The sequence below is a fragment of the Spirosoma montaniterrae genome (genome assembly GCF_001988955.1).
Taxonomy (GTDB): Bacteria; Bacteroidota; Bacteroidia; order Cytophagales; family Spirosomataceae; genus Spirosoma; species Spirosoma montaniterrae.
This window is the reverse complement of the sequence record NZ_CP014263.1, coordinates 4825008-4839716: the sequence shown is the minus strand read 5'-3', so window position 1 is coordinate 4839716 and position 14709 is coordinate 4825008. Positions and strand designations below refer to the sequence as shown.

At 51.9% G+C, this 14709-nt stretch carries 18 protein-coding genes; 10 read left to right on the top strand and 8 right to left on the bottom strand.

Annotated features, from left to right (window positions below; genetic code table 11):
* Window positions 1-65: 65 nt before the first annotated feature.
* Window positions 66-857: a carbohydrate-binding family 9-like protein gene (locus tag AWR27_RS20845; RefSeq protein WP_077134118.1), complete on the bottom strand. Its 792-nt coding sequence runs from the start codon at window positions 855-857 to the stop codon at window positions 66-68.
* A gap of 132 nt (window positions 858-989) precedes the next feature.
* Between AWR27_RS20845 and yiaA the strand changes: the two genes are divergently transcribed.
* Window positions 990-1409: an inner membrane protein YiaA gene (gene yiaA / locus AWR27_RS20840; RefSeq protein ID WP_077132970.1), complete on the top strand. Its 420-nt coding sequence runs from the start codon at window positions 990-992 to the stop codon at window positions 1407-1409.
* Between the two features lie 169 nt (window positions 1410-1578).
* Window positions 1579-2013: a VOC family protein gene (locus AWR27_RS20835; RefSeq protein WP_077132969.1), complete on the top strand. Its 435-nt coding sequence runs from the start codon at window positions 1579-1581 to the stop codon at window positions 2011-2013.
* Between the two features lie 44 nt (window positions 2014-2057).
* On the opposite strand, the gene AWR27_RS20830 is transcribed toward AWR27_RS20835, so the two are convergent.
* The gene (locus tag AWR27_RS20830) at window positions 2058-3041 is read right to left on the bottom strand and encodes a GlxA family transcriptional regulator (protein WP_077132968.1); all 984 of its coding nucleotides are present in this window, start codon (window positions 3039-3041) and stop codon (window positions 2058-2060) included.
* Window positions 3042-3161: 120 nt separating this feature from the next.
* On the opposite strand from AWR27_RS20830, the gene AWR27_RS20825 reads away from it, so the two are divergent.
* From AWR27_RS20825 to AWR27_RS20810, 5 genes are all read left to right on the top strand, one after another.
* Complete coding sequence (locus tag AWR27_RS20825) at window positions 3162-3575, top strand: DoxX family protein (protein ID WP_077132967.1); 414 nt, start codon at window positions 3162-3164, stop codon at window positions 3573-3575.
* Between the two features lie 197 nt (window positions 3576-3772).
* Window positions 3773-5068: a metallophosphoesterase gene (locus tag AWR27_RS20820; protein ID WP_077132966.1), complete on the top strand. Its 1296-nt coding sequence runs from the start codon at window positions 3773-3775 to the stop codon at window positions 5066-5068.
* Between the two features lie 107 nt (window positions 5069-5175).
* Window positions 5176-6027, top strand: coding sequence for a dienelactone hydrolase family protein (locus AWR27_RS20815; protein WP_077132965.1), 852 nt, complete (start codon window positions 5176-5178; stop codon window positions 6025-6027).
* A gap of 114 nt (window positions 6028-6141) precedes the next feature.
* The gene (locus AWR27_RS25590; protein ID WP_198045051.1) at window positions 6142-6465 is read left to right on the top strand and encodes a hypothetical protein; all 324 of its coding nucleotides are present in this window, start codon (window positions 6142-6144) and stop codon (window positions 6463-6465) included.
* A gap of 82 nt (window positions 6466-6547) precedes the next feature.
* Window positions 6548-7273 carry a cytidine/deoxycytidylate deaminase family protein gene (locus tag AWR27_RS20810; RefSeq protein WP_198045049.1) on the top strand — a complete coding sequence of 242 codons (726 nt, stop codon included), beginning with the start codon at window positions 6548-6550 and terminating at the stop codon, window positions 7271-7273.
* Between the two features lie 74 nt (window positions 7274-7347).
* Here AWR27_RS20810 and AWR27_RS20805 read toward each other — a convergent pair whose 3' ends face one another.
* Window positions 7348-7743 carry a gamma-glutamylcyclotransferase family protein gene (locus AWR27_RS20805; protein WP_077132963.1) on the bottom strand — a complete coding sequence of 132 codons (396 nt, stop codon included), beginning with the start codon at window positions 7741-7743 and terminating at the stop codon, window positions 7348-7350.
* 77 nt (window positions 7744-7820) lie between these two features.
* On the opposite strand from AWR27_RS20805, the gene AWR27_RS20800 reads away from it, so the two are divergent.
* The 3 genes from AWR27_RS20800 to typA all read left to right on the top strand — a co-directional run bounded on the left by AWR27_RS20800 (window position 7821) and on the right by typA (window position 10596).
* Entirely contained in the window at window positions 7821-8027 is a 207-nt protein-coding gene (locus AWR27_RS20800; RefSeq protein ID WP_077134117.1) for a hypothetical protein, read from the top strand.
* Between the two features lie 89 nt (window positions 8028-8116).
* A complete protein-coding gene (locus AWR27_RS20795; RefSeq protein WP_077132962.1) occupies window positions 8117-8521 on the top strand; it encodes a hypothetical protein in 405 nt (134 codons plus the stop codon).
* Window positions 8522-8781: 260 nt separating this feature from the next.
* Window positions 8782-10596 (top strand): translational GTPase TypA, encoded by a 1815-nt coding sequence (gene typA, locus AWR27_RS20790; protein WP_077132961.1) that lies wholly within the window; start codon window positions 8782-8784, stop codon window positions 10594-10596.
* 101 nt (window positions 10597-10697) lie between these two features.
* Here the strand turns inward: typA and AWR27_RS20785 are convergent, their stop codons facing one another.
* The 5 genes from AWR27_RS20785 to AWR27_RS20765 form a co-directional block, all read right to left on the bottom strand.
* Complete coding sequence (locus AWR27_RS20785) at window positions 10698-10898, bottom strand: hypothetical protein (RefSeq protein ID WP_077132960.1); 201 nt, start codon at window positions 10896-10898, stop codon at window positions 10698-10700.
* Between the two features lie 7 nt (window positions 10899-10905).
* Window positions 10906-11532: a hypothetical protein gene (locus AWR27_RS20780; RefSeq protein WP_077132959.1), complete on the bottom strand. Its 627-nt coding sequence runs from the start codon at window positions 11530-11532 to the stop codon at window positions 10906-10908.
* A gap of 5 nt (window positions 11533-11537) precedes the next feature.
* Window positions 11538-12857: an LVIVD repeat-containing protein gene (locus AWR27_RS20775; RefSeq protein ID WP_077132958.1), complete on the bottom strand. Its 1320-nt coding sequence runs from the start codon at window positions 12855-12857 to the stop codon at window positions 11538-11540.
* A gap of 166 nt (window positions 12858-13023) precedes the next feature.
* On the bottom strand, window positions 13024-13464 hold the full coding sequence (locus AWR27_RS20770; protein WP_077132957.1) for an META domain-containing protein: 441 nt from the start codon (window positions 13462-13464) through the stop codon (window positions 13024-13026).
* 1 nt (window position 13465) lies between these two features.
* Window positions 13466-14701: a serpin family protein gene (locus AWR27_RS20765; protein WP_077132956.1), complete on the bottom strand. Its 1236-nt coding sequence runs from the start codon at window positions 14699-14701 to the stop codon at window positions 13466-13468.
* Window positions 14702-14709 lie beyond the last annotated feature (8 nt).

Below are 14709 nucleotides of genomic sequence, written 5' to 3'. Positions count from 1 at the left end.
ACGCAGCGTTACGGAGAAATCCACAGAGGACGCGGAGGGAAACTTCCGGGTTTTCTGTGGATTTTTTATATAAACGCCACTTCGCTCCATTTCTCCGGCAGATGCGTGTCGTAGATACCGTGCGGGGTCATTACCATTGCCGGGTGCGGCTGAATCGCAACGCCCGAAACCACCAACTTCTGAAATCGGCCCAGAAACATCCGCCATACGTCGCCGGGCTGGGGTGGCAGACTGCGGCCATTAACTAACCACGTCAGACTGACCCACGGAATGCCGATTTCGAGCGACCAGCCCCGGTCAATGTCGCTATGGTCGTTCAGCGTCCCATCGATCTGAACAGCGGTTTGAAGCCCTGGCAGATCGTAATTCAGGAAGGCCCAGCGCAGGCCACGCGGGTGCGTACCACGCCAGAACGATGCCCCGCTGCGGTCATAATCGCCCCCGAACGTAACGGCCTCCGGCTGATGCACGTCGAACATCGGCACGTCGAAGCGGCTACCGCGCTGGTAGGCGTCGCGCCAGATGAAAAAGACTTCATAAATCGTGTTGCGGGCGTTTACTTCCAGTTCGTAGTAGCAGTCTCCCCCGTCGATGAACAGTTCGAGGTCATTTTCGAGAAAAATTATCGAATCGCGTTCCGTTTGGTGCGCTTCCAGAAACGGCTCTTCGGCTCTGAACGCTACATAGAGGTGTGTATCGCTCCAGACAATGGCCGCGCGGGTATCGTACAGGCCCGGCGCACCCGTGACCATATCAACGAAGCGGTGGCTCCAGTTGGCATTTTGCCAGACGGGCTTGCTGAGGTCGCCGTTGATAGTCAGGGTTTCGGCGACGTGGTGAGCGATGTAGTGGGGCATATAGTTTTCGGCGAACGATTCGACAAGATAGGGACGCAAAAGCCGTTCAGACAAAACTTTTTGCCGGAGGATTGAAAACGAATAACTTAGCCCGGCAAACTCCCTCCTATTCTTCACTAAACTCGTACTACTATGAACCAGAAACCGTCGGCGGCATTCATTTTTGCGTCGTGGGCTGCTTTGCTCATTGGCTTCGTCGGCTACCTTGTCAGCCTCTACAATGCAGAGATGCTGTTGAACGAAAAAGGGTACTACTTCACCATTCTGCTCTACGGCCTGTTTTCGGCAGTGTCGGTGCAGAAGTGTGTCCGCGACCGGCTCGAAGGCATTCCCGTTACCGATTTATATTATGCAATCGCGTGGATTTCAACTCTTGCTGCCATTCTATTGCTAATTGTCGGTCTTTGGAACGCTACGTTGCTGCTGAGCGAAAAAGGCGTGTATGCTTTCTCGTTTTTGCTGGCCCTCTTTGGTGCTATCGCCGTTCAGAAAAACACCCGCGACAACGCTGTTGGCGTTCCTACGAATGTGAGAGCTACTCAGGAAGACTGAATGCATAGCATCATCAGCCCATCCATGTTTACGGTGGCGTTGTCGTAGCCAAACCACGGCGCGGTGATCGGTACATGCCGCAAACACCCCGTTTCTTGCCGCATTTAGCCCCCATTGTAGCTGGGTGCCGCCGTTATCTTTGTGATGTAAACCAAAGACAAATACGAAAATGGCAACGATGATTTTTGTGAACCTGCCCGTTAAAGACCTCAACCGCTCCATCGAGTTTTACACCAAACTGGGCTACAGCCAGAACCTCGACTTCTCGAACGAACAGGGAGCCTGCATTGTCATCAGCGAGACGATATTCGTTATGCTGCTGACGGAGGATTTCTATCAGACGTTTACGAACAAACCTATTGCCAATACGTCCCAAACCAGCGCAGTTATCAACTGCCTTTCGGCCAACAGCCGCGACCATGTCGATGAACTGCTGAACAATGCGTTTTCTGCCGGTGCCACCAAACCCAAAGAGATGATGGAGATGCCCGGCATGTACGGCGGCAGTTTCTACGACCCCGACGGCCACCACTGGGAGGTGATGTACATGGAGCCATACGCCGTTGCCGGGCAGGAAAAACCCGCAGAAGTAGCACAGGCGTAAGGATACGTACCCGAACCCGAAGTCGCCGGGGCGTGATGGTGGGGTTAAGCCTCGGCCATTACGTCCCGGTTGTATTTTTGGCGATATTCGAGGGGCGACAGGCCGGTAATTTTGCGAAACGTCAGCCGGAACGCTTTGGGGTCGGAGTAGCCCACGCTGTACATTACCTCGTTGACGTTCTCGCGCGACGATTCCAGACTCATCTTGGCTGCTTCAATTTTCACGCGCTGTACGTATTCAACCACCGAGTTAGCCGTAGCTTTCCTGAACCGTCGCTCCAGATTCCGGCGGCTCAACGCCAGTTGATCGGCCAGTTCGTCGACCGTGATACGCTCTGCTACGTTCTGTTCGATGTACTCCTGCGCCCGGATAATCACCTCATCGCCGTGGTCTTTCTGCCCATGAAAGATAATAAACGGCGACTGACTCTTCCGTTCGATCTCGATCTGAAACGCCTTCGACATGAAGATCGCCACCTGCCGACCGGCGTATTTTTCGATCAGGTACAAAATCAGGTTCAGGTACGAAAAAGCTCCACCACTGGAGTAAAGGCCCTGCTCGTCGGTGATGATGCGGTCTTCGACCAGCTCGACGGCGGGAAAAAGCTGTCGGAACTCGCGGGCGGCCATCCAGTGCGTAGCGCACTGCCGTCCATTAAGCAAACCCGTTGACGCCAGCAGGAAGGCTCCCACGCACAAACTGCCCACCTCGGCCCCGCGCTCATAGTGTTCGCTAATCCAGGGCAGAAAGGCTCGGTTGCTTTCGATGGCCTGCGGTAGGTTTCCATCCACAGCCGGAATAATAATCAGATCGGTGCGCTGAACATCGCCGATAAGCGCGTCGGTAAAGACAGTGTATTTGCCACCGGCCACGGCCACCTCACGGTTTAGCCCCACCAGCTTTACGTCGAACAGGGCCGGTTTTCCCTGGCTTTGCAAGAGTTTATTCACTTCGGTAAGCACCTGGCGCGGCCCTTCGACACTACCCAGAATGGCACCCTGCGGGATTAGGATTGAAACGCGTTTCATACTTTAAATGTACGTAAAAGACCCGTCGCAATCAACCCGTTTTCTGGCGGATTTCTACCCCTGGCACAGGCTTTTTGGGTAGTAATTTTATCCTGTTCAAACGCTAAAAAACGACAAGTCATGGAAGCTCTTGCAAACCACGGTTTAAACCAAACGCGCCCCGGTCGCGCTCTACACGTTACATACCGGACGGTATTTATCCTGTTTTCGCTGTCGATGGTCATGGATGGCGTCGCAGGTGTGCTGCGTGAGCAAAATGGGCAGGAAGCCATGCGCCTTTTGGGTTATCCAATCTACGTTTTGGTTATTGTTGGTACGGCTAAACTGCTGGGCGTCATCACACTCTGGCAAACCCGTTACCGCCTGCTTCGCGAGTGGGCCTATGCTGGCTTCACCATCAACTTTGTCGGTGCTTTCGCGTCGTGGTTAGCCGTTGAACCAAGTCTGGGGACGTTGGTACCGCCCGTCGTGATGCTAATCGTGTTATTTACAATCTATACGCTGGAGAAGCGCGGGAGGCAAGCAAACGCATAAGCACGGCGTGTATCACATATCAGCCGCTGCGTTCCGCCATTCCGGGCGAACGTAGCGGCTTTTGTTTGGAACAGCCGCTGGCAAACCAATACAAAACTTTACGTCTCCCGTTTCCGTTAGCAACACGCAGCCCGCCCACGATTGGAATCATGGGTTGAAACCTGACAACTGCTGGCTGCTAACTGTTCGGCGAACACATGAATCGTACCGCTTTCTTTTTTATTCTGCCCGCCCTGATGCTGCTGATCGACTGGTACGTTTGGCAGGCCGTTAAAACCCTCAGCCGCTCGGCCACCGACAGCACCCAACGAACCATCGCGATTATTTACTGGGGATTTACGGGGCTGGCTCTCTTGGTTTATCTGGCTATGCAGTTTCTACCGCCCGACACCTTCGGTAAAAACACGCGCACGTTTCTATGGGCAAGTATCGTGATTCCGTACTTCTCAAAAGTTTTCGCCATTCTTATCATTCTGGTCGACGACATAGGGCGGTTGTTTCGCTGGGTAGTGTCGTTGTTTTACAAACCCGAAGTTCGCGAGGCCGTTGTCGATTCAACGCAGAAAACCATTCCATCAGGTGAAATGGTGCCGCAGGATGCCATTTCGCGCTCCGATTTTCTGATGAAAACCGCACTTGTAGTGGGTTCCGTGCCGCTTGTAGGTTTTACATTCGGCATTTTGTCGGGGGCGCACGACTACCGGATTCGGCGAATCAAACTGCCGCTCAAAAATTTGCCATCAGGCTTCAACGGAATAAAAATCGCTCAACTGTCTGATATTCATTCGGGTAGTTTTTTCAATCGCACCGCCGTAAAAGGGGGCGTCGAGATGCTACTGCGCGAAAAGCCCGACCTCGTTTTCTTTACCGGCGACTTAGTGAACAGCCACGCCGAAGAGGTAAACGAGTTTATTACTATCTTCGACAAGGTCAAGTCACCGCTTGGCGTGTTCTCCACGCTCGGCAACCACGACTACGGCAAATACGTGCGGTGGGAAAGCCAACAGGCCGAACGGCAAAATGTGCTGAATGTGATTGCGGCACACAAGCAAATGGGCTGGAACATTCTGCTGGATGAAAACCGGATTCTCGACCAAAACGGGGATAAACTGGCCCTGATTGGCGTGCAGAACCTCGGCTTCGGCCCGGCGGCTTTGCGGGCGGGTAACCTCGCGAAAGCGTATCAGGGTACGCAGGAAGCTCCTGTTAAGCTGCTCCTCTCCCACGACCCCACACACTGGGACGCGCAGGTACGGCCCGATTACTCTGACATCGACGTTACGTTCAGCGGACACACGCATGGTGCACAGTTCGGCGTTGAAATTCCGGGGGTGCGATGGAGTCCGGCGCAATATTTTTACAAGCAGTGGGCGGGATTGTATCAGGAAGGCGATCAGCGGCTGTATGTAAACCGGGGCTTCGGCTACATCGGTTATCCGGGCCGCGTGGGTATTTTACCGGAGATTACGGTTTTTGAATTAGTAAAAAGTTAGTCAAACGCAGAGGTGCCAGAGATTGATGCAGCGTTCACGGAGTACTCAGCGGTCTCTGCATAAGTCTCTGCACCTCTGCGTTTAACACACATAAACTCACAAACCCGATGAAAACCATTTTTATTACCGGCCTTACGCTGCTGACTTCGTTTCTGACCTGGCTGAAACCTGCCGAACCCGAAACAAAAACCATTCCGGTCTGTCACGGCAACGACATGTCGGCACTGGCGGCTGACCCGAATTTTGCGATGCTGCACGCTAATCCGCGCTCGTTTACGTACCGGGGCGCAGGCGACATGGTCAAATTCTCGACGCCCGACGGCCAATCGGCCAACGGATTTCTATTGAAAGCTAAAAAACCATCGGATAAGTGGCTGCTTGTCTATCAGGAGTGGTGGGGGCTGAACGACAACATTAAACAGGAGGCCGAAAAGTATTACAACGACCTCGACAATGTGAACGTGCTGGCCGTAGATATGTACGACGGCAAAGTAGCCACGCAGCGCGAAGATGCTATGAAATACATGCAGGCTGCCGACCGCAACCGGTTGCAGAGCATTATGAAAGGAGCCATTGCCTACGCCGGTCCGAAAGCTCAGTTTGCATCGGTAGGCTGGTGTTTTGGCGGCATGTTGTCGCTGCAATCGGCGATGCTGGCGGGCAAGCAGGCCAAAGGTTGCGTGATGTACTACGGTCGGCCCGAGCAGGATGTAGAGAAGTTGAAAACGCTTGAAACCGACGTGCTGGGTATTTTCGGCAGCAAAGACAAAGGTATCACGGTTGAGTCGGTGAAGCAGTTTGAAGAGAACATGGCGAAAGCAGGCGAAAAAGTCGAAATCAAGCTATACGATGCCGATCATGCGTTCGCCAATCCGAGCAATCCGGGCTTCGATAAAGTAGCTGCCGAAGACGCCTACAAACGCTCATTGGCATACCTGAAAAACCGGCTGAAAGCGTAACCGGGCAGCCAACTGCACTAAAATAGCCTCTACTTTGTTTTCATAGAAACGCTTAAACCTTTGCTACTCAGCCAAGTCTAAGCAGCAAAGGGTGACGACTAAACGAACTCGACTATGAAAACGATGCGATGGATACCGCTGCTTTCGGCGGTTGTGCTGATAATTCTTCTTAGCAGTTGTGGACGATCATATGTTGGCGTTGGCACGGCTCCCGGCCCGTATTACGGTCCTGGTTTCTATGGCCCTCGTCCTTACTACGGCTATCGACACGCGCCTTATGGCTTTTACCGACGTCCGCCCGTAATTGTTCAACGCCGAACGTATGTAGTGCCACGCAACAGGTTCTACAATTCGCCAAATGCCCGCAGTTATAATGGTGCCCCCCGCAGCTATGGGCCTCGCTACAATGGTAACAGCGGTGCACGCGGACCACGATAAACTGATAAATTCATACCAAAACCGGCTCAAAAGAGTCGGTTTTTTTGTTGATTGTGGCGTTGAACCAGAAACTACGCTACCTATGAAACACAAGTACCTGATACTCGCCTTATGGCTTACACTGTCGGGGTCGGCGTTCGGCCAGTCCTCCGTCGATTCTGCCCGTATCGAAAACGCCACCCCAGCCAACCGATTGGCATTGATGGAGGAGTTAATTGCCCTGCCGTGTGGTATTGTGGCCGCCGATACAAAAGTCGATGTGTTGCGTAAAGTAAAAGGCTACCTCGACCGATATGTAGCGAATTCTGACTATCCTGAAGATCGTTATGCTAAAGCTGCCGTCGACTGGGCGTTGAAGGGCGTACTGGCGGGCGGCTACGGTATCGGTGCCGTACTGGTCGATAAAAGCGGGAACATCCTGCACGGAGCGTATAATCAGCAATTACAAACCAATCGCTCTGACCTACATGGTGAAATGGCCCTGCTCACCGAATTTGAGACGTTGCCCCAATTCAAAAAATACCAGTCGAGAGGCAATTTTACCGGGGGCGGCAACACCATCTACACCGAACAGCTTTTGCTCTACACCTCAGCCGAACCTTGCCCCATGTGCTTTGTCCGCGTCTCGATTGCCGGCGTCGAAACCCGTTACGTTACCACCGGCCCCGACGATGGCATGAACGCCCGCGCTCAATGTTTACCGCCGTTCTGGTATCAACTGAGCCAGAAACACAAAGTAGAACAGGCCAAAACCGCACCCGTATTGCGGCAAATTGCGCACTGTTTATTTTATTCGTTTATGTTGTGAAACTTTTTGTGACACAGAGAGGCACAAAAAATACACAGAGATACACTGAGGTTTCTACTGTTCTTTTCCAATAGTCAACCATACCTGCCCGACTCAATTACTTGCTTTTCAGCGAGCGGCCAGTTGTATACATACGTCCAGCATGTAAGCGGCTTCCCGGCAACTTCCACAGACACCGCGACCCGTATATACTCGTCGGCGGGGCGGGGTGGTTGGCTGACTCCCTCGTAGCGGTCAAGACGTGTTAAAATGGTCGGATTATTGCTTATGTCATACACGGCTCCGTGTACAAACGTCGGGCAATCGGGTTCGTAGGTGGCACCCGGATAGCTGCCGAGATTGAACAGCCGACCGGGCATTATCCCGTCGCCGATGTATCGACCGTGTTGGTGCAACAGCCGGGCGTATGCATTGGTGAAGCCGGGACGCAACGTGCCATAAACGAATAGATAAATCGGGGGCTTCTCCATTGACGATCAAAAAATTACAAGTAAACAGCGTGACGAATACCCTGCAAATTTCGTTACACACAAAACGGGTTGATACGATGAAAAAGACAACGTTATTTTTGATGGTTGCTGCCACGCTCGTGCTGGTCGAGGTACCGCTCGAAACCCAGGCATCAGCGGGCAAGGCTGCTACCGAGACATCTATTTTCAAACGCAAACGAAAAGGTTATAAACCGAAGCGGGGCGGTTTGTTCAACACCGGTTTGTTCCGCAAAAAAAATCCGTGCGGTTGTCCAAAGCATTAGCATCCAGCCCAAAAGTTGGGCCGCTATAAAACAAAAGTAAATTCAATCGGCTTGTTAGAGTAGCTATCACACGGTAGGTACTCAACGCCATGAATCGATTTGCTCATTTGTTGCTCCTGCTGCTGGCAGGTTCGGCAACCGCTCAAACCAAGCCTGGTCTGACCACGCCCCCCTCTGTCGTTTCGCTAATCAGCGGCATTACTACGAAGCAGTTTCAGCCCGACACAGCCTTTGCCGCGCTCAGCAAGGAAGACGAAACACTGCTCGCCAAAGAACCCGTAGCCAACTGGGGATTACCTCAAACGTCGGGCGATAACATGACGTATTATAATTTGGTTGTTGGCACCCGGTCTTACCAGTTAGTTGTGAAGCGATTGCCAAAATCTGATTATCCGACCGCGACACTGTTGCGGTACACAACGCCCCAATCCAAACCCGAACCTATTGCTCAGGGCGTGTTAAAGTCAGAAGAAGCGGGAAAAACGAAGCCATAAACCTGTCAGGCTGATTAGCGTAGTACCTATGCGGGCTTCTTTAACTGAATATTAATAAATTGTACTAAAAACAGGGAAAGCCGCATTTTAGGCTTTTTTCAATTCTACAATTTGTAAAATTCTGTGTTTCAGCGTAAAATTTTGTATCTTTGTGCGAACCAAAATTAATCATGATTAGCTGGATTGGACAAGATTTAAAAGCTACGCAGAAATAATCCAGTTTAATCCTGCAAATCTTGTAAAATCATGGTTCAGAATATATGCAATCAATCCGCAATATAGCCATTATCGCCCACGTCGACCACGGAAAAACGACGCTGGTTGACAAAATTATTCACGCGTCGAAGCTCTTTCGGGACAATCAGGAATTTGGCGACCTGATTCTCGATAACAACGACCTCGAACGCGAACGCGGTATCACCATCGTTTCCAAAAACGTATCGGTTCGTTACAAAGACGTTAAAATCAATATCATCGACACACCGGGCCACAGCGACTTTGGTGGAGAAGTAGAGCGCGTACTGAAAATGGCCGACGGCGTTTGCCTGCTGGTCGATGCTTTTGAAGGGCCGATGCCCCAAACGCGGTTCGTACTCGGGAAAGCCCTCGCGCTGGGCCTCAAGCCGATTGTAATTGTTAATAAGGTCGATAAGGAAAATTGCCGCCCCGACGAAGTACATGAGCAGGTGTTCGACCTGATGTTTAACCTCGGTGCTACCGAAGACCAACTCGACTTCCCAACCGTTTACGGTTCCTCGAAACAGGGCTGGATGGGGCCGGATTGGAAAACGCCAACCGCTGATATTACCTATTTGCTCGATACCGTTGTAGAAAGCATTCCGGAAGCCCCTCGCAACGAAGGCACCCCGCAGATGCAGATTACCTCGCTCGATTATTCGGCCTTTGTGGGCCGGATTGCCATTGGCCGCGTACATCGTGGCGCGTTAAAAGAAGGCGCGTTTATGGCCCTGGTGAAAGCGGACGGGTCGGTTAAAAAGGTACGCATCAAAGAGTTACACACGTTTGAAGGTCTGGGCCGACAGAAGGTTACAGACGTACAGTGTGGCGATATCTGCGCCGTAACGGGCCTCGAAGATTTTGAGATTGGCGATACGCTGACCGATATTGAAAACCCGGAAGCTCTTGACCGCATCGCTGTTGACGAGCCAACAATGAACATGTTGTTCACGATCAACAACTCGCCATTTTTCGGTAAAGAGGGTAAATTCGTAACTTCGCGTCACCTGCGCGACCGGCTTCTTAAAGAAACGGAGAAAAACCTCGCCCTCCGCGTTGAATCGACCGATAGCGAAGACCGATTCCTGGTATTTGGACGCGGTATTCTGCACTTGTCGGTGTTGATTGAAACCATGCGTCGCGAAGGCTACGAATTACAGGTTGGTCAGCCGCAGGTATTGTACAAAGAAGATGAGAACGGGCAGAAACTCGAACCCATCGAGACACTCGTGGTCGATGTACCCGAAGAAACCGCCGGGAAAGTAATTGAGCTTGCCACGCAGCGCAAAGGCGAACTGCTGATTATGGAGCCAAAAGGCGACTTGCAGCATTTGGAATTTGAAATTCCGTCGCGCGGGCTGATCGGGCTTCGGTCAAACGTGCTGACGGCTACGTTCGGCGAGGCTGTAATGTCGCACCGGTTCAAAGAGTATCAGGCGTATAAAGGGCCGATTCAGGAGCGTATCAATGGGTCGCTGATTTCAATGACAACCGGTCAGGCTACGGCCTATTCGATTGATAAACTTCAGGACCGGGGCGTGTTCTTCGTTGAACCGGGCGAAGAGATTTACACGGGTATGGTGGTTGGCGAACACAACCGGCAGAACGATATTGTAGTAAACCTGCAAACGGCCAAAAAACTGACCAACATGCGGGCGTCAGGTTCAGACGATAACGTGAAAATTGCGCCGAAAATCACGTTTTCGCTTGAAGAAGCAATGGAGTACATCCAGAAAGACGAATACCTTGAAGTAACGCCAAAGTCGATTCGGATGCGTAAGGTTTTCTTAGACGAGAACGAACGCAAGCGGAACGAAAATAAATTTGCGATGGCCTAATTCGGGTGCGTTGACATAGCGTGCGTCCGGTTCTGGAAACCGGACACCAATGAAACAGCCGGTCGGTTGGAGACACGTCTCTAACCGACCGGCTTAGTTTTTTACATGCGTACCAGACGATAAGCAAAGGTAGGTGCTGAGGCTGTTTGACTGGCAGGTATTGTCGGCTGAGCAACGGCTTGCGCTGATGCTGACTGCTCTTCGGCCTGACGGGCATTGAGCTTGTTGTTTTGCTGTCGCACAAGGGCGTAGCAGGCCGCGAACAAGACGAGACCAATTAGTGTAGTCGAGTATTTTTTCATAACGTTGTTAAAAACTAAATCCCATTCTAAAAAACAACCGGTTATACTGCCGGTATTCCACCTGCGATAATACTTGCACCCCGTCGACGTCGGCCACCTGCCGGGACCGCTGATGCCGGTAGCCCGCGCTCACTAAAAAGCCCGTGTTATTGCCTTTACTGATGCGCAACCCCACACCCGAACTCCACAGCCATCCGCCTTTCATCTGCTCATCGTGCGGGTTTGGCCCCCGAAAACCGTAGCCGGTTTCGAGTAGATAGAACGGCATAACGCGCCGGTCTAGCCCAAGTAAATCGCCCCGTACAGCCCCTGAAACGGGTATAATCGCCGAATTATTATAATAATCGACACCCGTTGCAACGCCTGTAACTACGTGTTTATTTAAAGTATAACCCATGAACGTATGAATTGTTAATCCTATACGATTACCCGCCTGTCGCTGCGGCACATAGCCGATGGGGGTATAATACCAGCCGCCACCGCCGTAGGTTGGTTGATCGGGCCGGACGCGCCCGCCCAGCACTCCCATTTCGATGGTTGTTTGCCAGCGTGCAGGAAGCTTCGGTGCATCGGTCTGCGCGAACGTCGGCGAGGTAATTACCGCCAGGCCGAACGTAAAAAGTAGCGATTTCATAACGGTCAGATGGGCGTTTTAACGGCAATACGGCTCAACATACGCAAGTCGCTGGGGTTCGAGTAATCGTACTGATACAGCCCGTCTTTACCAACCATCAGCAGCACTTTCGAGAGTGGAATAACGTCGAACGCATGAACGTTGGCAAACGTTTGGCGCGGTTCGGGGTTGGTTGGGTTGCTGATGTCGAATACAGCCAGTCCGTTATCGCCCTGGCAAACAAACAGCGTTGGAAAATCGACACCCAAACCATACGGTGTTTTAAGCGGATAACTTTTTACGAGCGACGGATTGGCCGGGTTGCTCACGTTTACAATGTCGAGAACGTCCCGCGCCTGAGCAGACCCGCAGGTGGTGGCCGAGCGTAAGGTTACATACGCATAGTTATCATGTACAACCACTGGATCGCAGGCGCGGGCGTGTGGGAAAGCCGCCAACTGCTTTGGTTCGGCGGGGTTGCTGGCATCGAAAATGTACATGCCCGTCGTGGTGCCGATATACAGGTTGTTGCGGTAGGGAAAAATAGTTTCGACGTTCCAGCTAAGCTGCGCTTTTTTACCCTTCAGGGGTTTGGCCGGTTCGCTAATATCGAACAGTTGCAGAGCCGACGTGCTGACTACGTAAAGCTGGTTGTTCTGAATGGCGAACCGTGCCATCGAACCGCCCACGCCCGTAGTGGGCGTAGTTGGTGCTGTTGATGCTTTACTCGCCAACTGACTATAGCCGAAAAAATCGCCCTGAAAATAATAGCGGCCAAACCACGGAATAGCCGCTATGTAGGGTAGTACGTTAAACGTGCCTTCGCAGTCGGTCTGGATGGTTTCGGTAGCTATTTCTTCTTTTGTATCCTGAATTTTCTGCTCCTGCGCATTATACCACCAGCTTGTGCGGCCAACAGTTCCGTTTGTAAAGCCGGTTTCGGTACGGTTCACCTCGCGCACTGCTGCCGGGTTGCTGATGTCTAACGCTACGAGGTCGGTATAGCTGTCGGCATATAAAATATTGTCGCGAACGGCCAGGTCTACGTTGCCGGGAATGTTCAGAAACGCAACATTGCGCGGATTGGCCGGGTTGCTGTTATCAAAAATATGTATGCCTTTCTTGACCTCGACAACAAACAGATATTGGTCTTTGACGTACAGTTTGCCCGGTTCTTCGAGTGGTTGCGGAGCACCCGACGATACGGCCTTGCGCAGATCGGCAAGTGTAATCTGAACGGGCGTGTATTTACGAAAGGTGCGTACCTGCTGGCAGTTGTCGGTGCAACCGGAGAGGTAGAGTAGTGCAGAAACCAGAATGAGGAGCGGGAGTAGGCTTCGTTTCATAACCGTTGTTGTTTCGGTATGATATAAAGATTCCGACCAGCCCGTAACGGTTGTAACCGTTTAAAAAATAAATTGCCCGGCTGTCTTGATTACTGCCGGGCAATATTGGTCTTACACAAAAAGTTAAAGCACTGATTAAGAGTCCAATCTGACGTTTCTTCTCATTTTATTTGATTCGTTCGTAAATGAGTGTTCCCGGTTGTGGATTGCCGAAATAGAGATACAGCCGGTCGTCTTCGGTGGTTTTGAACCGGGCAACTGATTTTAGATTGGCGAAGTACGTTTGCTCGAAGCGCATAGCTTCGGGCGAGCCGCCGATTTTCGTCTGCCCCAAACCCGTAACTACCATCATGCCATCCAAAGACGCCGATAGTCGCCCGTTATAGGTGTTGACCGACGCTTTACCGCTGGCTTTAAAGGGCGTTATGTCGAGGGGCGGATTCTCCGTATCCAGTTCAAATTGCAGCGTAGGCGCGTAGACCGTTGTGGAGTCGCGCAACTGCCAGGTACCTACCAACCGGGCTACGTTAGGAGCCATTTGGTAGTCGCTTTGCTGGCAGGCTCCCACCGTAAGCAGGGTTAGCAGGCAACCGATAAGTTGTTTCATACTACGGCGCGGTTTGGGTTGGGTCAGCAATTTTACCGACGAACAACACCGTTCCCGACGTTTTTTCGTGGATGATAAACGCAAACGGGCGGTCGCAAATATACGATGCGGGCATTGACGTGACCGATATACCGCCAGTAGTAACGGCGGCTGCTTCGGTGCCTTTTTCATCAACAGCCACAAATGTGTTCTGTTTCACAAAGCTTAAAAACAGCCGACCGTTCGGGTTGATTTTCGTGAAATCGGCGCGGTCGGTAAAGGCTGTGGGCATGCCCATTGCTTTGAGGGCGTCGTTCAGTTTAATTTCGTAGTTGAGCGTAAACTTAGGCAGGCCAATATCTATCGTGCCTTCTGCCATATCTTTCTGCAACTGCGTCCAGTCATTGCCCGACAGGCTTTGAATCAACGCGTCGGCGGTCGTTGTGGGCGTTGGCAGCAGCACCGTCATTGCGAATTTGTCGGAGCCGTAGGGGAGTTCAAACGCCGTGTAGTTTGCTTTAAACGCCCGGCGTAGTTTGGTATTCAGCCGCATCATACGCGCATTGACGGTTGCGCCCGATGCCAGCGTAAACGGCGTGTCAGTAGTTTCGTCGGGCTTGAACTGCGTTTTCCAGTCGCCCTTGAAATAGAGCGCGTTCATCAGAAACATGACGTTATCCGACGAAATCTGGTCGATTACCTTCGGAATTTTACCGTTGGTTTTCTGACTGGCCCAGCCGTTGATGTTGCCCACCGTAGCCGGGTCGTCAAAGTTTTGCGCCGAGATTTCGGCTTTAAACGATTCTCTCAGCAAATCCTGAAACGACGTTGCCACCTGAAACGTGTTGCGATACCAGACCGAATTTGCCAGTGCCAGCGTCACCTTTGGGTCAACGGCGGGCAGGTTGGTCATCAGGTTCTGATAGGTAGCGTTGGCATCGGCCAGCGTCTGCGCGTCGAGTTTCAGCGTCTTCTGAATTTCTTCCGCCGTTTGGCTATTGGCTCCGTTCAGAATCATGCCTAATGCCATATGCAGACTCAAGGGCGATACAAATGTGTTTTTCGCGATGCCTTCGCGTTGGCTCACCTGTTTAGCAAAGTCGAAGGCAAAATCAGTAGTCTGGCTGGCAAACGGAGCCGACACCCGCACTTGCCCAACCGGCTGGCCGGGGCCAACCAACTGATTCTGGCAACTGGCAGCCCCTAACAGGCTGGCAATTAATAGCGTGCTTGTGGTTAAAAAAGAGTTGGTCTTCATAACTGTAT

Coding starts and splice junctions, on each gene's coding strand:
- AWR27_RS20845 (WP_077134118.1), bottom strand. CDS start 857: ATGCCCCACTACATCGCTCACCACGTCGCCGAAACCCTGACTATCAAC.
- yiaA (WP_077132970.1), top strand. CDS start 990: ATGAACCAGAAACCGTCGGCGGCATTCATTTTTGCGTCGTGGGCTGCT.
- AWR27_RS20835 (WP_077132969.1), top strand. CDS start 1,579: ATGGCAACGATGATTTTTGTGAACCTGCCCGTTAAAGACCTCAACCGC.
- AWR27_RS20830 (WP_077132968.1), bottom strand. CDS start 3,041: ATGAAACGCGTTTCAATCCTAATCCCGCAGGGTGCCATTCTGGGTAGT.
- AWR27_RS20825 (WP_077132967.1), top strand. CDS start 3,162: ATGGAAGCTCTTGCAAACCACGGTTTAAACCAAACGCGCCCCGGTCGC.
- AWR27_RS20820 (WP_077132966.1), top strand. CDS start 3,773: ATGAATCGTACCGCTTTCTTTTTTATTCTGCCCGCCCTGATGCTGCTG.
- AWR27_RS20815 (WP_077132965.1), top strand. CDS start 5,176: ATGAAAACCATTTTTATTACCGGCCTTACGCTGCTGACTTCGTTTCTG.
- AWR27_RS25590 (WP_198045051.1), top strand. CDS start 6,142: ATGAAAACGATGCGATGGATACCGCTGCTTTCGGCGGTTGTGCTGATA.
- AWR27_RS20810 (WP_198045049.1), top strand. CDS start 6,548: ATGAAACACAAGTACCTGATACTCGCCTTATGGCTTACACTGTCGGGG.
- AWR27_RS20805 (WP_077132963.1), bottom strand. CDS start 7,743: ATGGAGAAGCCCCCGATTTATCTATTCGTTTATGGCACGTTGCGTCCC.
- AWR27_RS20800 (WP_077134117.1), top strand. CDS start 7,821: ATGAAAAAGACAACGTTATTTTTGATGGTTGCTGCCACGCTCGTGCTG.
- AWR27_RS20795 (WP_077132962.1), top strand. CDS start 8,117: ATGAATCGATTTGCTCATTTGTTGCTCCTGCTGCTGGCAGGTTCGGCA.
- typA (WP_077132961.1), top strand. CDS start 8,782: ATGCAATCAATCCGCAATATAGCCATTATCGCCCACGTCGACCACGGA.
- AWR27_RS20785 (WP_077132960.1), bottom strand. CDS start 10,898: ATGAAAAAATACTCGACTACACTAATTGGTCTCGTCTTGTTCGCGGCC.
- AWR27_RS20780 (WP_077132959.1), bottom strand. CDS start 11,532: ATGAAATCGCTACTTTTTACGTTCGGCCTGGCGGTAATTACCTCGCCG.
- AWR27_RS20775 (WP_077132958.1), bottom strand. CDS start 12,857: ATGAAACGAAGCCTACTCCCGCTCCTCATTCTGGTTTCTGCACTACTC.
- AWR27_RS20770 (WP_077132957.1), bottom strand. CDS start 13,464: ATGAAACAACTTATCGGTTGCCTGCTAACCCTGCTTACGGTGGGAGCC.
- AWR27_RS20765 (WP_077132956.1), bottom strand. CDS start 14,701: ATGAAGACCAACTCTTTTTTAACCACAAGCACGCTATTAATTGCCAGC.